The organism is Paracoccus sp. Ld10, from assembly GCF_045064235.1.
Taxonomy (GTDB): domain Bacteria; phylum Pseudomonadota; class Alphaproteobacteria; order Rhodobacterales; family Rhodobacteraceae; genus Paracoccus.
Map to the genome: position 1 here is coordinate 151914 of NZ_JBISHD010000027.1, position 16864 is coordinate 168777.

General features: G+C 64.8%; 18 protein-coding genes. 10 read left to right on the top strand and 8 right to left on the bottom strand.

Annotated features, from left to right (window positions below):
• Position 1: 1 nt before the first annotated feature.
• Positions 2 to 2245, bottom strand: coding sequence for a DNA topoisomerase IV subunit A (parC, locus tag ACJJVR_RS09060; RefSeq protein WP_405403914.1), 2244 nt, complete (start codon positions 2243 to 2245; stop codon positions 2 to 4).
• Positions 2246 to 2370: 125 nt separating this feature from the next.
• Between parC and ACJJVR_RS09065 the strand changes: the two genes are divergently transcribed.
• The 9 genes from ACJJVR_RS09065 to betC all read left to right on the top strand — a co-directional run bounded on the left by ACJJVR_RS09065 (position 2371) and on the right by betC (position 9771).
• Positions 2371 to 2883: an SH3 domain-containing protein gene (locus ACJJVR_RS09065; RefSeq protein WP_405403915.1), complete on the top strand. Its 513-nt coding sequence runs from the start codon at positions 2371 to 2373 to the stop codon at positions 2881 to 2883.
• Positions 2880 to 3698 (top strand): SDR family NAD(P)-dependent oxidoreductase, encoded by an 819-nt coding sequence (locus ACJJVR_RS09070; protein ID WP_405403917.1) that lies wholly within the window; start codon positions 2880 to 2882, stop codon positions 3696 to 3698. Before ACJJVR_RS09065 ends, ACJJVR_RS09070 begins: the two co-directional genes overlap by 4 nt.
• A 26-nt stretch (positions 3699 to 3724) precedes the next feature.
• Entirely contained in the window at positions 3725 to 3925 is a 201-nt protein-coding gene (locus tag ACJJVR_RS09075) for a twin transmembrane helix small protein (protein ID WP_405403918.1), read from the top strand.
• The gene (locus ACJJVR_RS09080; RefSeq protein ID WP_405403920.1) at positions 3925 to 4497 is read left to right on the top strand and encodes a cob(I)yrinic acid a,c-diamide adenosyltransferase; all 573 of its coding nucleotides are present in this window, start codon (positions 3925 to 3927) and stop codon (positions 4495 to 4497) included. The genes ACJJVR_RS09075 and ACJJVR_RS09080 overlap by 1 nt, the downstream gene beginning before the upstream one ends.
• Before the next feature lie 111 nt (positions 4498 to 4608).
• A complete protein-coding gene (locus tag ACJJVR_RS09085; protein WP_405403922.1) occupies positions 4609 to 5367 on the top strand; it encodes an electron transfer flavoprotein subunit beta/FixA family protein in 759 nt (252 codons plus the stop codon).
• A complete protein-coding gene (locus ACJJVR_RS09090) occupies positions 5367 to 6293 on the top strand; it encodes an electron transfer flavoprotein subunit alpha/FixB family protein (protein ID WP_405403924.1) in 927 nt (308 codons plus the stop codon). Before ACJJVR_RS09085 ends, ACJJVR_RS09090 begins: the two co-directional genes overlap by 1 nt.
• A 112-nt stretch (positions 6294 to 6405) precedes the next feature.
• Entirely contained in the window at positions 6406 to 7281 is an 876-nt protein-coding gene (locus tag ACJJVR_RS09095; RefSeq protein WP_405403926.1) for a 3-hydroxybutyryl-CoA dehydrogenase, read from the top strand.
• A 60-nt stretch (positions 7282 to 7341) separates the two neighbouring features.
• Positions 7342 to 8271, top strand: coding sequence for a choline ABC transporter substrate-binding protein (choX, locus tag ACJJVR_RS09100; RefSeq protein WP_405403928.1), 930 nt, complete (start codon positions 7342 to 7344; stop codon positions 8269 to 8271).
• A gap of 3 nt (positions 8272 to 8274) precedes the next feature.
• On the top strand, positions 8275 to 9771 hold the full coding sequence (gene betC, locus ACJJVR_RS09105; protein WP_405404426.1) for a choline-sulfatase: 1497 nt from the start codon (positions 8275 to 8277) through the stop codon (positions 9769 to 9771).
• Between the two features lie 33 nt (positions 9772 to 9804).
• On the opposite strand, the gene ACJJVR_RS09110 is transcribed toward betC, so the two are convergent.
• The 6 genes from ACJJVR_RS09110 to ACJJVR_RS09135 form a co-directional block, all read right to left on the bottom strand.
• A complete protein-coding gene (locus tag ACJJVR_RS09110) occupies positions 9805 to 10206 on the bottom strand; it encodes a DUF2852 domain-containing protein (RefSeq protein WP_405403930.1) in 402 nt (133 codons plus the stop codon).
• Positions 10207 to 10293: 87 nt separating this feature from the next.
• Positions 10294 to 10923 (bottom strand): TetR/AcrR family transcriptional regulator, encoded by a 630-nt coding sequence (locus ACJJVR_RS09115; RefSeq protein WP_405403931.1) that lies wholly within the window; start codon positions 10921 to 10923, stop codon positions 10294 to 10296.
• Positions 10924 to 11202 (bottom strand): HPr family phosphocarrier protein, encoded by a 279-nt coding sequence (locus tag ACJJVR_RS09120; protein ID WP_405403933.1) that lies wholly within the window; start codon positions 11200 to 11202, stop codon positions 10924 to 10926.
• A complete protein-coding gene (locus ACJJVR_RS09125) occupies positions 11199 to 11621 on the bottom strand; it encodes a PTS sugar transporter subunit IIA (RefSeq protein WP_405403935.1) in 423 nt (140 codons plus the stop codon). Before ACJJVR_RS09125 ends, ACJJVR_RS09120 begins: the two co-directional genes overlap by 4 nt.
• A gap of 43 nt (positions 11622 to 11664) precedes the next feature.
• Positions 11665 to 12615 (bottom strand): RNase adapter RapZ, encoded by a 951-nt coding sequence (gene rapZ / locus ACJJVR_RS09130; RefSeq protein WP_405403936.1) that lies wholly within the window; start codon positions 12613 to 12615, stop codon positions 11665 to 11667.
• 30 nt (positions 12616 to 12645) lie between these two features.
• Positions 12646 to 13059 (bottom strand): HPr kinase/phosphorylase, encoded by a 414-nt coding sequence (locus ACJJVR_RS09135; RefSeq protein ID WP_405403938.1) that lies wholly within the window; start codon positions 13057 to 13059, stop codon positions 12646 to 12648.
• 198 nt (positions 13060 to 13257) lie between these two features.
• Here ACJJVR_RS09135 and ACJJVR_RS09140 point away from each other — a divergent pair, with 198 nt between their 5' ends.
• Positions 13258 to 14853, top strand: coding sequence for a phosphoenolpyruvate carboxykinase (locus ACJJVR_RS09140; protein ID WP_405403940.1), 1596 nt, complete (start codon positions 13258 to 13260; stop codon positions 14851 to 14853).
• Positions 14854 to 15429: 576 nt separating this feature from the next.
• On the opposite strand, the gene argF is transcribed toward ACJJVR_RS09140, so the two are convergent.
• Positions 15430 to 16356, bottom strand: a complete 927-nt coding sequence (gene argF, locus ACJJVR_RS09145; protein WP_405403941.1) for an ornithine carbamoyltransferase — start codon at positions 16354 to 16356, stop codon at positions 15430 to 15432.
• Between the last annotated feature and the right edge of the window lie 508 nt (positions 16357 to 16864).

The window sequence follows — 16864 nt, forward strand, 5'->3', positions numbered from 1 at the left end:
GTTACGCGAACCGGTTGTCGCGCGGGAAACCGCGCGGCGCCATCCGGCCGGCGCTGCCGCGTTTGCCCACCCATTCGGTCAGGTCCGGCTCTGTCCGGGTCTTACCGCCGGTCATCGGCCAGGACAGGCCTTGTGCCAGCGTCAAGCAGATCGCATCGACCATGCAATCATCCTTCAGCAGACCACCGCCCTTTCCATAGCGTTGCAGACGCACACCCTTGCCCCGGGCCATTTCTGGCAGTTCAGCCAACGGAAACACCAGCATCTTGCGGTTCTCTCCGACGACGGCCACATGATCGCCTGATACCGGACGGCACAGCAGCGCGTCGCCGTTCAGCACCTGCTTGCCGGTCTTGGTCTGGGCCAGAATGTCACCGGCCCCCACGATGAACCCGTCACCAACCCTGGATGCGACCAGATACCGCGCACCGTCGCGCCACGGGAACATGGCAATGACCTGCGCCTCGTTCGGCAGGTCGATCATCAGGCGCAGCGGTTCGCCCATGCCGCGCCCGCCTGGCAGCGTATTGACCGGGATGGTATAGAACCGCCCGTTCGACGCAAAGATCATCAGCTTGTCGGTGGTCTCCGCATGCAGCGCCTGTCCGGGGCCGTCGCCGTCCTTGAACTTCAGCTCCGCGTCCAGCGGCTGGTGGCCCTTGAGGCTGCGGATCCAGCCCATCCTGGACAGGACCACGGTGACAGGCTCACGCTCGATCATCGCGTCCAGATCGATCACGGGCATCTCTGTCGCTTCGCTGATCGTGGTGCGGCGCTGGCCTTCGGGGCGCGACTTGCCGAACAGGTTGCGCACCTCCTTCAGCTGGTCGACGATCCGCGACCATTGCGCGTCCTCGCTGTCCAGCATCGCCTGCAGCCCCTCGCGCTCGGCCAGCAGGGCGTCGCGTTCGGCGCGCAGCTCGATCTCCTCCAGCTTGCGCAAGGCGCGCAGGCGCATATTTAGGATCGCCTCGACCTGAACGTCATTCAGTCCGAACTCGGCCATCATCACGGCCTTGGGCTCGTCTTCGGTGCGGATGATCTCGATCACGCGGTCCAGATTCAGATAGGCGACCAGATAGCCTTCCAGCACCTCCAGCCGTGATGCGATCTTGTCCAGGCGATAGCTGGCGCGCCGTACCAGCACGTCGCGGCGATGGTCCAGAAACGCGCGCAGCACCTCCTTGAGCGAACAGACCTTGGGCACACGACCGTCGATCAGCACGTTCATGTTCAGGTTGAACCTGATCTCCAGGTCGCTGGAGCGGAACAGCGCCCCCATCAGCTGTTCGGGGTCGACGGTGCGGGCACGCGGTTCGATGACGATGCGCACATCCTCGGCTGATTCGTCGCGCACGTCGGCAAAGATCGGGATCTTGCGGGTCTGGATCAGTTCGGCCAGCCGTTCGATCAGGCGCGATTTCTGCACCTGATAGGGGATCTCGGTCACGATGATCTGCCACAACCCGCGGCCCAGATCCTCCTGGTGCCAGCGACAGCGCAGGCGGAACGCACCACGCCCGGTGCGATAGGTCTCGGCGATGCTGTCGGCCGATTCGACCAGCACGCCACCGGTCGGAAAATCGGGCCCCTTGATCAGGGTCGCCAGCGTGTCGTCGCGCGCGTCCGGCGTCTTGATCAGATGCAGGCAGGCGTCCACGACCTCGTGCAGGTTGTGCGGCGGGATGTTGGTCGCCATGCCGACCGCGATCCCCGACGCGCCATTGGCCAGCAGGTTCGGGAACGCCGACGGCAGCACGACAGGCTCGCTCAGCGTGCCGTCATAGTTGGGGCGGAAATCGACCGAATCCTCGGTCAGGCCATCCATCAGCGCCTCGGACGTGGCGGCCAGACGCGCCTCGGTGTACCGGGCGGCGGCGGGGTTGTCGCCGTCGATGTTGCCAAAGTTCCCCTGCCCGTCCACCAGCGGATAGCGCATGGCGAAATCCTGGGCCAGGCGCGCCATCGCGTCATAGATGGCCGCGTCGCCATGCGGGTGATAGTTGCCCATCACGTCGCCGGTGATCTTGGCCGACTTGCGGAACGGCCCGTTGGGCGCCAGCCGCAATTCCCGCATCGCGTACAGGATGCGGCGGTGAACCGGCTTCAGCCCGTCGCGGGCGTCGGGCAGCGCGCGATGCATGATCGTGGACAGCGCATAGGTCAGGTACCGCTCGCCGATCGCACGGCTGAGGGGTTCGGAATAGGTGCCCGGTTCGGGCTGGGGGATCAGATCGTCGGCCATGCGCCTTGGATAGGGCCCATGGCCCGCACGGTCCAGATCGAAAAGCTGGCGGGGAACGCTGCCGTCCGCGTGGCGTTTTGCGATCAGATCGGTTAACCCGATGGCCGAAACGGGAGACGGGCGCAATGATCAGACTGGGACTGCTGATGGTGGTGACGCTTGTGGGTGTGTTCATGACGCTGGACCGGTTCGGTCAGGGCGATCTGCGCACGGGTCATCGCCCCGTGCCTGCCCCGACCAGCGCCGCGACCGATGCGGGCGCGCCGTCGCTGACCGCACCCGCCGCCGGCACCCTGCCGGCCACGCCCCCGGTCGACATCATTCCCGCCGCCAGCCAGACCCCCGAACGCACGCAGCGTTTCCCCGGCCCCCCGCTGGAACCGTCGCCGGAATATGCGGGGGCGACGCCGGAACCGGCTCAGGCGGTCCCTGCCGACGCGCCGGTGCTGTACGTCACCGCCGACCGTGTGAACATGCGCGCGGGCGCGGGAACGAACAATCCGGTTGTGGCAAGCCTGACCGGCGGATCGGCCGTACAGGCCTTGGGGGCCACTGGCGGCGAATGGGTGCAGGTGCAGACCGAGGGCGGCCAGCAGGGATTCGTGGCCGCACAGTTCCTGACCGCCGACGCCCCATGAGGCGGGTGCTGATCACCGGCTGTTCGTCGGGCATCGGGCTGGACGCGGCGCGCCACATGCAGGCGCAGGGCTGGCAGGTCGTCGCCACATGCCGCAGTCCCCAGGACATCGCCGCCCGGCAAGCCGAGGGGATGGAATGCCTGCCGCTGGAGCTGGCGTCCGAGGACAGCGTCGCCGCCTGCGCCGAGGCCGCATTGGCCGGCGGCCCCATCGATGCGCTGGTGAACAACGCGGCATTCGCCCTGCCCGGCGCGGTCGAGGACATGCCCCGGGGCGCGCTGCGTGCGATCTTTGAGGTCAACCTGCTGGGCACCCATGACCTGACCACCCGCCTGATCCCGCATTTCCGCAGCCGCGGTGCGGGCCGGATCGTCACCATCAGTTCGGTTTTAGGGTTGGTGGGCATCCCCTGGCGCGGCCCCTATGTGGCGACGAAATTCGCGCTGGAGGGGCTGACCGACGTCCTGCGTCTGGAGATGCGCGGCACCGGGATCCACGTCACCCTGATCGAACCCGGTCCGATCACCAGTCGCATCCGCGAAAACGCCATTCCGCATTTCGAACGGTGGGTGGACTGGCAGGCCAGTCCGCGCGCCGATCAGTACCGCGCAACGCTGTTGAAACGCCTCTACGAACCCTCGGGCAAGGACCGGTTCGAACTGCCGCCGCGCGCGGTCAGCGACCGCATCCTGACCGCGCTGACCGCCCGGAACCCTGCCCCGCGCTACTATGTCACGGCGCCGACGCGCATTTCCGGGGTCGCACGGCGGGTTCTGCCGACCCGCGCTCTGGACTGGTTTGCCCGGCGCACTTAGGTTGACGGTCGAAAGGCGGTGTCCCCATGCCCGATCAGTCCCTGTTCCTTGTCACCCTTCTGAGTGTCGGAGTCGTCATCGCGATCCTGCTGACCGGGATCGGCGGTTTTGCCAAAGGCGGCGATTTCAACCGCAAGCATGGCAACCGCATGATGCGCTGGCGGCTGTATGCCCAGGCCGCGGCGCTGGTCATCATGATGCTGTTCCTGTGGCTGAGGTCGATTTGATGGTCGTTTTGAACAAAATCTATACCCGCACCGGCGACAAGGGCGACACTGCCCTGTCCGACGGCAGTCGCGTGGCCAAGCACGATCCCCGGGTCGAGGCATATGGCACTGTGGACGAACTGAACGCGACCCTGGGCCTGTGCCGCCAGCATGCGACGGGCGAACTGGCCGCGCGCATCGCGGTGATCCAGAACGACCTGTTCGACCTGGGTGCGGACCTGTCGCGTCCGAACATGGCCGCGGACGATCAGGCGGGCTATCCGGTCCTGCGCATCATCGACGCTCAGGTCGACCGCCTGGAGGCGGAGATCGACGCGATGAACGCGAACATCCCGCCGCTGCGCAGCTTCATCCTGCCGGGCGGCAGCGCGTTGGCGGCGCATCTGCACCTGTCACGCACGGTCGCGCGGCGCGCGGAACGGCGTGCCACCGAACTGTTGGCGGGGGGCGACGTGAACACGTCCGCGATCCGCTATCTGAACCGGCTGTCAGACTGGCTGTTCGTTGCGGGTCGCGTGGCCAACAACGACGGTGCGGACGACATTCTGTGGGTTCCCGGCGCCAGCCGCTGATCCAAAGACCGCCGCAAACGCTGCGTCCTGTGACGCTTTTGCCCTGTCCTTGCGGGATATCCCTGTCTAACAATCCTGCGACAGATGACGCAAACCAAGGGAGAGAGGCCGATGAAAGTCCTCGTGCCAGTCAAGCGCGTGATCGACTATAACGTGAAGGCCCGCGTGAAGGCGGACGGATCGGGTGTCGATCTGGCCAACGTGAAGATGTCGATGAACCCCTTCGACGAGATCGCCGTCGAAGAAGCCATCCGCCTGAAGGAAAAAGGCACGGCCACCGAGGTCGTGGCCGTCAGCATCGGCGTCAAGCAGGCCGCCGAAACCCTGCGCACCGCGCTGGCCATGGGGGCGGACCGCGCCATTCTGGTCGTCGCCGCCGATGACGTCCACCAGGACATCGAGCCGCTGGCCGTCGCCAAGATCCTCAAGGCGATCATCGACGCCGAACAGCCCGGCCTGGTCATTGCCGGCAAGCAGGCGATCGACAACGACATGAACGCGACCGGCCAGATGCTGTCCGCCCTGCTGGGCTGGAGCCAGGCGACATTCGCCAGCAAGCTGGAGATCGCAGGCGACGTGGCGCATGTCACGCGCGAGGTCGACGGCGGCCTGCAGACCATCGAGGTCCGCCTGCCCGCCATCGTCACCGCCGACCTGCGGCTGAATGAGCCGCGCTATGCCAGCCTGCCCAACATCATGAAGGCCAAGAAAAAGCCGCTGGAGGAGAAGACCGCCGCCGATTACGGCGTCGACGTCACCCCGCGCCTGACCGTCGTCAAGACCCGCGAACCCGAGGGCCGCAAGGCCGGGATCAAGGTCGGATCGGTCGACGAACTTGTGTCGAAACTCAAGGAAGCGGGGATCGTGTGATGGCTGTTCTTCTTTTGGCCGAAGTCACCGGCGGCGAACTGAACCGGGATGCGACCGCCAAGGCCGTCCATGCTGTCACCGCCCTGGGCGACGTGACCGTGTTGTGCGCGGGTGCGCAGGCGCGCGCGGCTGCCGATCAGGCAGCGACCATCGCGGGCGTTGCGCGGGTGCTGGTCGCCGAAGACGGGCGGTACGGGCATCGCCTGGCCGAACCCACTGCCGCGCTGATCGTGGCGCTGGCGGGCGATTACAGCCACATAGCGGCCCCCGCCACCACCGATGCCAAGAACATCATGCCCCGCGTCGCGGCCCTGCTGGACGTGATGGTGATGTCCGACGTATCCGCCGTGATCGATGCCGACACGTTCGAGCGTCCTGTCTATGCCGGCAACGCGATTCAGACGATCACCTCGGTCGACAGCAAAAAAGTCATGACCATCCGCGTGGCCAGCTTTGACGCGGCGGGCGAAGGTCCGGCGGCACCGGTGTCGGACGCGACGCTGGCGGACGATCCGGCCCTGTCGAAATGGCTGAATGACGAGGTCGCCCAGAACGACCGCCCCGAGCTGACCTCGGCCGGGCGTGTCGTGTCGGGCGGTCGTGCGTTGGGCTCCAAGGAGCAGTTCGTGATGATCGAACAGCTGGCCGACAAGCTGGGCGCCGCTGTCGGCGCCTCGCGTGCGGCGGTCGATTCCGGCTATGCCCCGAACGACTGGCAGGTGGGCCAGACCGGCAAGGTCGTGGCCCCCGCGCTGTACGTCGCGGTCGGTATTTCCGGCGCGATCCAGCATCTTGCAGGCATGAAGGACAGTAAGGTCATCGTGGCCATCAACAAGGACGAGGAGGCGCCGATCTTTCAGGTCGCCGATTATGGCCTGGTCGGTGATCTGTTCACGATCGTCCCGGAACTGACCGAAAAGCTGTAACCCCGGCGCAAGCGTTGCCCCACATCCGCCCCCCTGAAACGGGGGGCGGTTTTGCATTGCAGCATGCCCCGCCCGGCCCTATCGTCCCGGCGTTGGAACAGGGGATGCAGGCATGACGGTTCAATCGGTTGGCGTGATCGGTGCAGGTCAGATGGGCAACGGTATCGCGCATGTCTTTGCAGTGGCGGGCTATGACGTGCTGTTGACCGACATCAGCCAGGATGCGCTGAACAAGGCCGTGGCCCTGATCGACCGCAACCTGGAACGCCAGGTCGCCCGCGACAAGATCACCGCCGACGCCAAGGCCACAGCGATGGGCCATATCCGTACCACATTGACGCTGGCCGATCTGGGCCAGTGCGATCTGGTGATCGAGGCCGCCACGGAACGCGAGACGGTGAAACAGGCGATCTTCGAGGATCTTGTCCCGCACCTGAAGCCGAAGACGATCCTGACATCGAACACGTCGTCGATTTCCATCACGCGACTGGCCTCACGGACCGATCGCCCCGAGAAATTCATGGGATTTCATTTTATGAACCCCGTCCCCGTGATGCAGCTGGTCGAGCTGATCCGTGGCATCGCCACGGACGAGCCGACCTATCGCGAACTGCACGCGGTTGTCGAAAAGCTGGGCAAGACCTCGGCCACTGCCGAGGATTTTCCGGCCTTTATCGTCAACCGCATCCTGATGCCGATGATCAACGAAGCGGTCTATACCCTGTACGAGGGCGTGGGCTCTGTCAGCAGCATCGACAGCGCGATGAAGCTGGGCACCAATCACCCGATGGGTCCGCTGGAGCTGGCCGATTTCATCGGTCTGGACACCTGTCTGGCGATCATGAACGTGCTGCATGACGGGTTGGCCGACACGAAATACCGCCCCTGCCCGCTGCTGACGAAATATGTCGAGGCCGGCTGGCTGGGCCGCAAGACCGGTCGCGGGTTCTATGATTACCGCGGTGATACGCCCGTTCCGACGCGCTGACTGCCCCTATCCGGCACACGTACCGGAGACGGCATCTCTTTTCCCCGACAGGAGAGACCCATGACCAAGCCGATCCTTGCCGCACTGCTTTTGGGCGTGGCCGCCCTGCCCGCCCATGCCGCCGATCCTGCCGAATGCGGCGCCGTCCGTCTGTCCGATCCGGGCTGGACCGACATCACTGCGACGAACGGCGTGGCCGCCGTGATGCTGGACGCCCTGGGCTATTCGGCCGACATCGCCACCCTGTCCGTTCCCGTCGGCTATGAGGCGCTGAAGGGCGCGCAGACCGATGTGTTTTTAGGCAACTGGATGCCCGCACAGGCAGCGTTCCGCCAGGATCTGGACGCCGACGGCGGCGTGACCGAGCTGGCACGGAACCTGGAGGGTGCCAAGTTCACGCTGGCCGTGAACCATGCCGCCGCCACATTGGGCGTTGCCGATTTCGCCGATCTTGACGCCCACCGCGATGCGTTCGAGGGCAAGATCTATGGAATCGAACCCGGTGCCCCTGCCAACCAGAACATCCAGGGCATGATCGACGCCGACCTGTTCGGGCTGGGCGATTGGGAGCTGGTCGAAAGCGGCGAACAGGCCATGCTGGCGCAGGTCACGCGCAATGCCGACACGCCCACCGTCTTTCTGGCCTGGGCGCCCCACCCGATGAACGAGGCGATCGACATCACCTATCTGTCCGGCGGCGACGAACACTTCGGTCCTGATTTCGGCGGCGCGACGGTCCACACCTTGGCCCGTGCTGAATGGGCCGAGATGTGCCCCAATGCCGCGCTGCTGTTCAGCCAGCTGGTGTTTGACGTGTCGATGGAGAACCAGTTGATGGGCGCGATCCTGGACGACGGCGCCGATGCGCAGGACGCGGCCCGCGACTGGCTGGCAGCCAACCCTGATGCCATGGCACCCTGGCTGGACGGCGTGACCACGCTGGACGGACAGCCGGGGCTGGAGGCGGCGCAGGCCGCCGTTGCCGGGTAAGCGATCGTGAAACCGAACATCCTGATCCTCATGGCGGATCAGCTGTCGGGGGTTCTGTTCCCCGACGGCCCCGCCGATTTCCTGCACACCCCGAACCTTCGGCGTCTGGCCGAACGCTCGACCCGGTTTGCCAACACCTATACTGGCAGCCCGCTCTGTGCGCCGGGGCGGGCCAGCTTCATGTCGGGGCAGCTGCCAAGCCGCACGCGTGTCTATGACAACGCGGCGGAATTCGCGTCGGACATTCCGACCTATGCGCATCACCTGCGCCGGGCGGGGTACCACACCTGCCTGTCGGGCAAGATGCATTTCGTCGGACCGGACCAGTTGCATGGGTTCGAGGAACGCCTGACCACCGACATCTATCCCGCTGACTTCGGCTGGACCCCGGATTATCGCAAACCCGGCGAACGGATCGACTGGTGGTACCACAACCTGGGGTCCGTGACGGGCGCGGGCGTGGCCGAGATCACCAACCAGCTGGAATATGATGACGAGGTCGCCCACCACGCCACCCGCAAGCTGTACGATCTGGCACGCGGGGCTGACGACCGCCCGTGGTGCCTGACGGTCAGCTTTACCCACCCCCACGACCCGTTCGTCGCGCGGCGCAAATATTGGGACCTGTATGACGGCATCTCGGAGCTGGAGCCGCCACGGCCCATCCCCTATGCCGATCAGGACCCGCATTCGCAGCGGCTGATGGACGCCTGCGATTGGCGCGGGCTGGAGATCACCGACGACCACATCCGCCGTGCGCGGCAGGGCTATTTCGCAAACATCAGCTATGTCGACGACAAGATCGGTCAGATCCTGGACGTGCTGGAGGCGACGCGCCAGCAGGACACGATCATCCTGTTCCTGTCGGACCACGGCGAAATGCTGGGCGAACGCGGGCTGTGGTTCAAGATGAACTTCTTTGAGGGTTCGGCCCGTGTGCCGCTGATGATCGCCGCGCCGGGCATGGCGCCGGGGCGCGTGGATCAGCCGGTCAGCACCATCGACGTGCTGCCGACCCTGTGCGATCTGGCCGGCCTGCCGATGGACGAGATCGCGCCCTGGACCGATGGCCGGTCGCTGGCGCAGGGTGCGCCACGCGGCCCGGTGCCGATGGAGTACGCGGCCGAAGGCAGCATCGCCCCCATGGTCGCCCTGCGCGACGGGCGCTGGAAATACATCGCCTGCGACGCCGATCCGGAAATGCTGTTCGATGTGGATGCCGACCCGACAGAGCGGACGAACCTTGCCAGCGACCCGGCCCATGCCGACGTGCTGGCCGATCTGCGCGCGCAGGCAATGCAACGGTGGGACCTGTCGGCCTATGACGAACAGGTGCGCCATTCCCAGGCGCGCCGCTGGATCGTCTATGAGGCGCTGCGCAACGGGGCCTATTACCCGTGGGACCACCAGCCGCTGCAGCGGGCATCTGAACGCTATATGCGCAACCACATGGATCTGAACGTGCTGGAGGAAAACCAGCGCTTTCCCCGCGGCGAATAGGAAACGGGGCCGGTCACCCGGCCCCCTTTCGGCTTATGCGTCGGTCTTGGCGTCGCGCTTTTCCATGAACTGATCGAACTCCGCCTTGTCCTTGGCCTCGCGCAGCTTGGCCAGAAAGTCGATGAATTCGCGGTGCTCGTCCTCCAGCCGTTTCAGCGTTTCGGCGCGATAGGCGTCAAAGGCGCTGTTGCCCGTGGACGGCGCGGAATAACGAGCGGTGGCGGTGCGTTTGTTGCATCCGAACATGCGTTTTCTCCAGATCATATAGCCCAGAAGGGCAAGGCCCACAGGCCAGACAAAGACAAAGCCCAGCACCATGGCGACGATCCAGGCTGGACGTCCGCGCGCGTCCAGCCAGTCCCGAACACGGGTCAGCACATCGGTGATGCGCTGCTGGGTCGAGGCCGGACGAAGCACGGGGGTTACAGTGGTCATCTGTGGTGTCTCCGTATGTTAATGTTAATCACATTTACATAGATGGGAGGGAGAACCGCATTCGTCAAGATCGGCGTTTCCCGATTTTCAGTCCTGGATCAGCCCTAGCCCGCGTAGATAGATCAGCGCCCCGCTTTCCAGCATTTCGGACGGCTCGACGGGGCTGCGACTGCCGGGCTTGCCGCGACCGAACAGTTCGACGACGCCGTGGCTCAGCGCCCAGACGTGATTGGCCACCATCCGCGCGGGGGGACGGCGGTCTTCGGGCAGGCGCGCAGACAGCGCGTCGGCAGCGGTGACCAGCACGCCCTGTGCGCGCCCCGATGCGGTTGCCAAGTCGATGTTGCCCACAACCGAGACGCCGCTTTCAAACATCGCCATGTAATAGCCCGGCCGATCGGCCGCAAAGTCGAGATAGCTCTGTCCCATGCGCAGGAACGCCGTCAGCGGGCGCGGACGGCCGCCGTCAAAAGCGGCCTCCAGCCGGGCAGCAAACTCGATGAAGCCTTGGCGCGCGACCTCTTCCAACAGATCGTCGCGGCCCTTGAAATGACGGTAGGGGGCAGCAGGGGACACCCCCGCGCGGCGCGCAGCCTCCGTCAGGGTGAATGCCTGCGGACCTTTTTCCTGAACGAGATCTGCGGTGGCCTCGACCAGGGCCTGGCGCAGGTTGCCGTGGTGGTACGCTTTGCGGTCGGAGTTGACGGGCGCCTGCACCTACATGCCTTCGCCGAAATAGTCCCCCACAAGCGCCTCCAGCGCGTCGGCCAGGGCCAGAGCCTCGGGGCCGGACGTGGTCACCCGGATCTGGCTGCCGCGTGGGGCGGTCAGCATCAGCAGTCCCATGATGCTGTCACCGGATACGGCCATGCCGTCCTTTTCGACCCGCGCTTGTGCGTCGTGGCGCTCGACCACGTCGACGAATTTCGCACTGGCCCGCGCGTGCAGGCCCTTGATGTTGATGATCGCCAGATCGCGGATGACGGCATCTGTCATCGCGAATACCGCCCGCTTTCGATCGCGGCTTCGGGCGGCACGTTGTAGGAATTGATGTATTTGCGCCCCGCCTCTGCGGCACAGCCCACCGCCATGGGCACGCTGAGATGTCGCGACTTGGCCAACTTGACCAGCATGGGCAGGTTGGCACCGTATAGGATCGTCCGATCGCGGACCGCACAGGCCGGCAGCGACAGGTTCGACGGCGAGCCTCCGAACAGATCGGTTACCAGAACGACGCCGTCGCCAAGATCGACCGCATCCGCAGCGGCCTTTATTTCCGCGGTCTTGGCCGCACGGTCGTGATCATCCTCGATCGCGACGGCGGCGATGCCGACCTGAGGGCCCACGACATGTTCGACGGCCGAGAGATACTCCCGAGCCAAACCACCATGCGCAACTATGACAATACCGATCAACGCGCCTCACCAAGCCCAAAAGACCGCCAAAACACCCCAAACCTCATGACGCCTGCCTTTGCGACGCGCGTGCCTCGCCCGCAGGCGAAGTTTCCGCACCCGACTGAACCGTCATGCCCCGACGCTCCAGTTCCCTGTGCCTTATTGACACCGGCCAGCCTGCGTCCGCAAGCGCCACAGCCATCTTTTCCACCAAAGTGACGGAACGATGTTGTCCCCCGGTGCACCCGAAACCCACAGCGAGATGCGATTTTCCTTCGTCCATGTGGGCGGGCAACAGGAACTCGACCAGATCACGGGTCCTCTGGAAGAACTCGGCGAATCGCGGATCGGCCTCGACATGGGCCTGCACGCGGTCGTCGCGCCCGTCCAACGGGCGCAGGACGGGGTTCCAGTGCGGATTGGCCAGGAACCGACAGTCGAACATCAGATCGACCCCACGCGGCACACCGCGCTTGTAGCTGAAGGAGTGCAACGACACGCTGAGCCGGCGGTCGGGCCGAACGTCGAACCACCGCGTCAGTTCAGCCTTGAGATCATGGGGAGACAGCTCTGTGGTGTCTACCAGGACGTCCGCGCGGGCACGGATCGGGGCCAGCAGGTCGATCTCGGCCAGAACACCGGCCAGCGGTGCCTCGTCCGGGGCCAGCGGGTGGCGCCTGCGTGTTTCACTGTAACGACGCACCAGCGTGTCTGCGTCACAGTCCAGATACAATACCTCTGGCGCATAGCCCGGCAGTCGGGTCAGGCGGTCGATCAACTCGATCACGTTGAACGCCGAAAAATCGCGGTTTCGGACGTCAAGACCCAAGGCAAGCGGTGTGGGTCGCGCAGGCCCGTCCAACAAACGTGGGATCAATGACAGAGGCAGGTTGTCGATCGCCTCGAAGCCCAGATCCTCTAGTACGTTGATAGCGGTCGATCGCCCTGCGCCAGAGGGGCCGGTGACCAACACCAGCCGTTGAGCATCGGGTTCGATAGGGTCGTGATCCATGCGTCCCTTCCTGTGGCGTCGCTTGCGCCGTCATTCCAACCGTCGGCCCAGCATCAGCTGCCGCAACGCAGCATAAAGATGGCCACGGTAAGGTCCCAGCACAAGAGAAACCCGAACCCCCAGCCAATCTTGGTGCCGCACCTGTGGCAGCCTGTCCTCTTCGTTGCGCCCAAGGTCGCATGCCAGCGCGACAGGCACGGGGGTCGACGGATCCGCCTGCAGTATTCCAACGCCCCGCGCCTCGATCCTGCCCAGCAGCGGCAGCGGTGCCTGTGCCACCAACCGGCCCGCCGAAAGGCGCAGGTCGGTGCGATCGTCCGCGACCAGCGTCGCCCCAACCGCCATCAACTGCAATGCAAGGGTGGATTTGCCCGCCCCGGAGGGCCCCATGATCACCAGCCCGCGCCCGTCAATCGCCACCGTTGTTGCGTGGACCTGTATCATGCGAATCACCTCCCCAGCCAATTCTGCCCGAATGTCGGCTAATTCTTTGCCAACATTCCCCGATTGAACGCACAAATTATACCTGTTGGCGATAACATTTGATGTTTCCGCTAACTGTTTGCGCTGCCTTGTTCCGGGCGGAATCCGCTGTGCTATAGCCCGACAAGACACCGCACCCCAAGCCACGGAGCCCCCAACATGACCACGCGCGTGAACCCGAACTGTCGATTGGAAGACCAAGGCATCACCGGGCTGGGCCAGGTGCACTACAATCTGCTGGAACCCGCCCTGATGACGCACGCCGTCGCACGCAACGAGGGGCAGATGGGCCTGGGCGGCGCGTTTCTGGTGTCGACCGGCGCGCATACCGGTCGCTCACCCAAGGACAAGTTCGTGGTTCGCACTCCGGCGGTCGAAGACACGATCTGGTGGGAGAACAACAAGCCGATGGACCCGGCGGCCTTTGACATTCTGCATGCCGACATGCTTCAGCATATGAAGGGCCGCGACTACTTCGTACAGGATCTGTTCGGCGGTGCTGACGCCGAGAACCGCCTGGACGTGCGCGTGGTGACCGAACTGGCATGGCACGGTCTGTTTATCCGCCACCTGCTGCGCCGCCCCGAGGCCGATGAGCTGGCGACGTTCACCCCTGAATTCACGATCGTCAACTGCCCTGGCTTCAAGGCAGACCCTGCGCGCCACGGCTGCCGGTCCGAGACCGTGATCGCGATGAACTTTGAAAAAAAGCTGATCCTGATCGCCAACACGGCCTATGCCGGTGAGAACAAGAAATCGGTCTTTACGCTGCTGAACTACCTGCTGCCTGAAAAGGGCGTCATGCCGATGCATTGCAGCGCAAACCACGCGCCGGGCGATCCCGACGACAGCGCGGTATTCTTCGGCCTCTCCGGCACCGGCAAGACGACCTTGTCGGCTGATCCGTCGCGCGTCCTGATCGGCGATGATGAACACGGCTGGTCCGACACCGGCATCTTCAACTTCGAGGGCGGCTGCTACGCCAAGACGATCAACCTCTCGGCCCAGGCAGAACCCGAGATCCACGCCACCACCAGCCGCTTTGCCACCGTGATCGAGAACATGGTCTTTGACGCCGACACGCTGGAGCTGGATTTCGAGGATAACTCGATCACGGACAACATGCGTTGCGCCTATCCCCTGGACGCGATCTCGAACACGTCTCCGACCAGCCTGGGCGGACACCCAAAGAACGTGATCATGCTGACCTGTGACGCCTACGGCGTGCTGCCACCCATCGCGCGACTGACACCAGCACAGGCGATGTATCACTTCCTGTCGGGTTTCACCTCCAAGACGCCGGGCACCGAGGTCGGCGTCACCGAACCGATCCCGACATTCTCGACCTGCTTCGGGGCGCCGTTCATGCCCCGCCGCCCCGAGGTCTATGGCAAGCTGCTGCAGGAAAAGATCGCCCAGCATGGCGCATCCTGCTGGCTGGTGAACACCGGCTGGACCGGTGGCGCCTTTGGCACCGGCAAGCGGATGCCGATCGCGGCCACCCGCGCCCTGCTGACGGCCGCGCTGGACGGCAGCCTGAACGCGGTGCAGTTCCGTCGCGATCCCAACTTTGGTTTCGACGTGCCGGTCAGCGTGCCGGGCGTCAGCCCCGTGTTGCTGGACCCGCGCCAGACCTGGGCAGACCCTGCTGCCTATGACGCCCAAGCCAGAAAGCTGGTACAGATGTTCTGCGACAACTTTGCCCAATATCTGGACGCCATCGACGACGAAATCCGCGCCGCAGCCATCGGCTGATCGCAGGGACGGCCCCCGCACGGGGCCGTCACGCGTCTGGGCGTCCGATACCTCGGGGATATTACCGCCCCCATCCGGCCACTTTGGCCCGCACACGGCATACCACCCCCGTTGCGGCTGTCCTCAGATACGGCAACTGTCGACGACATCACCACCGGTTCAGCCACACAGACAGCACATATGGCACCTATGCTGCACGCGGCCTGCTGCCGGTGGCCGATCTGTCGTCCGACCGTTGCTGCTGACACAGAATTTGCGCCGACCCATCGAATGCGATTGTGACAGGCGACCCAGCGCGCAGTTGAACAGGCATCTATCGGCTGTTTCTACACCGTCGTGATCTGTGGTTTCGCGCGCAGCCGCACAGCCATCGTCGCCGATACGTTCTTGCCGAACGAAGGGGGCAAACCCGGCACGTGTCGTCCCGATCACGGTCCGGAAACTGCCCTAGTCAACGCCTCCCGGGCGTCGAACCATGATCAGCCAGATCCCGACATACAGAGCGTATCTGGACGGGCCCCGCCTCGGGGCCTGTCCTCATGTCGTCGGGCGGCCTCTGGCCGCCCGCCATTCAGGTCACAGTCCCAGACAGTGCCGCATGATCGCCTTTTGAGCGTGCAGCCGGTTCTCGGCCTCGTCCCAGATGACGGATGCGGGGCCGTCCATGACGGCGCTGGTCACCTCATCCTCGCGGTGGGCGGGCAGGCAGTGCATGAACAGCGCATCCGGTCGCGCCTGCGCCATCAACGCCTCGTTGATCTGATAGCCGCGCAGCTGGTTGTGGCGGCGTTCCTTGGCCGATTGCGGATCGTGCATGCTGACCCAGGTGTCGGTGACGACCAGATCCGCCCCCTTTACCGCGCGTGCCGGATCGCGTTCGATCGTGACTGGACGCCCCTGCGACGCGGCATAGTCGAGGCAGGCCGCCTCGGGGTCCAGCGGCGGCGGTCCGGTAAAGGTCAGGTCGAACCCGAACTGCCCCGCTGCATGGGCAAAGCTTGCAAAGACATTGTTGCCGTCGCCCGACCAGACGACCTTCTTGTCGGCGATGGGGCCGCGATGCTCCTCAAAGGTCATCACGTCGGCCATGATCTGGCAGGGATGGGTGCGGTTCGTCAGCCCGTTGATCACCGGCACGGTGGCATGTTCCGCCATCTCCAGCAGGGTCGCCTCCTCAAAGGTGCGGATCATGATCAGGTCGACGTAGCGCGACAGCACGCGTGCGGTGTCCGCGATGGTCTCTCCGTGACCCAGCTGCATTTCCGACCCGGACAGGATCATCGTCTGACCGCCCAACTGGCGCACACCGACGTCAAAGCTGACCCGGGTGCGGGTCGATGGCTTTTCAAAGATCAGTGCGACCATGCGACCTGCCAGCGGCTGTTCGTCGTCTGGGGTGCCCTTGGGACGGCTGTTGCGGGCGGCTTTCATCGCGTGCGCGCTGTCGATGATGCTGCGCAGGGCGGCGCGCTCTGTGGTGTGGATATCCAGGAAATGGGTCATCGGTATGGGCTTTCGGCTTTTTGTCAGGAAGCCCCGCCGGACGGGCCGGGTCAAGAGGCGGATCAGGCTTTCTGCGCACCCACCGTTGTAGAAAACAGCCTGGCGGGGAAAGCCGCGTATTTGAACACGGAAAAAGCACGGTGCGCGCGCGTCGTTCAAGGCGGGTCATCATGCGGAGGCGTCGGCTCCGGGCGACAGGGCAAAGGTCGTCGCCTGCACCGCCCGACTGATGGTCGGCGGCGATGCGCAGGTGACCCAGCGCGGGACCGGTGGGCGGGATCGAATAATCCTGCCACAGCAGATTGCCAAAGCATACGCATCCAATCCGCGTCCCGGCCCAGCCAGTAAAGGCAGGGCAAGGACATTCCGCAACACGGTATCCTCGATCAGTGCCGTGACACGCCACGCGGGCCGGTGACTGCTGCCTAGAGCGACGCACCCATCGGTTCGACGGTGACCGGCATCATGACACCAGCACACTGCCGATGCGGTCCAGACCATCGCGGCA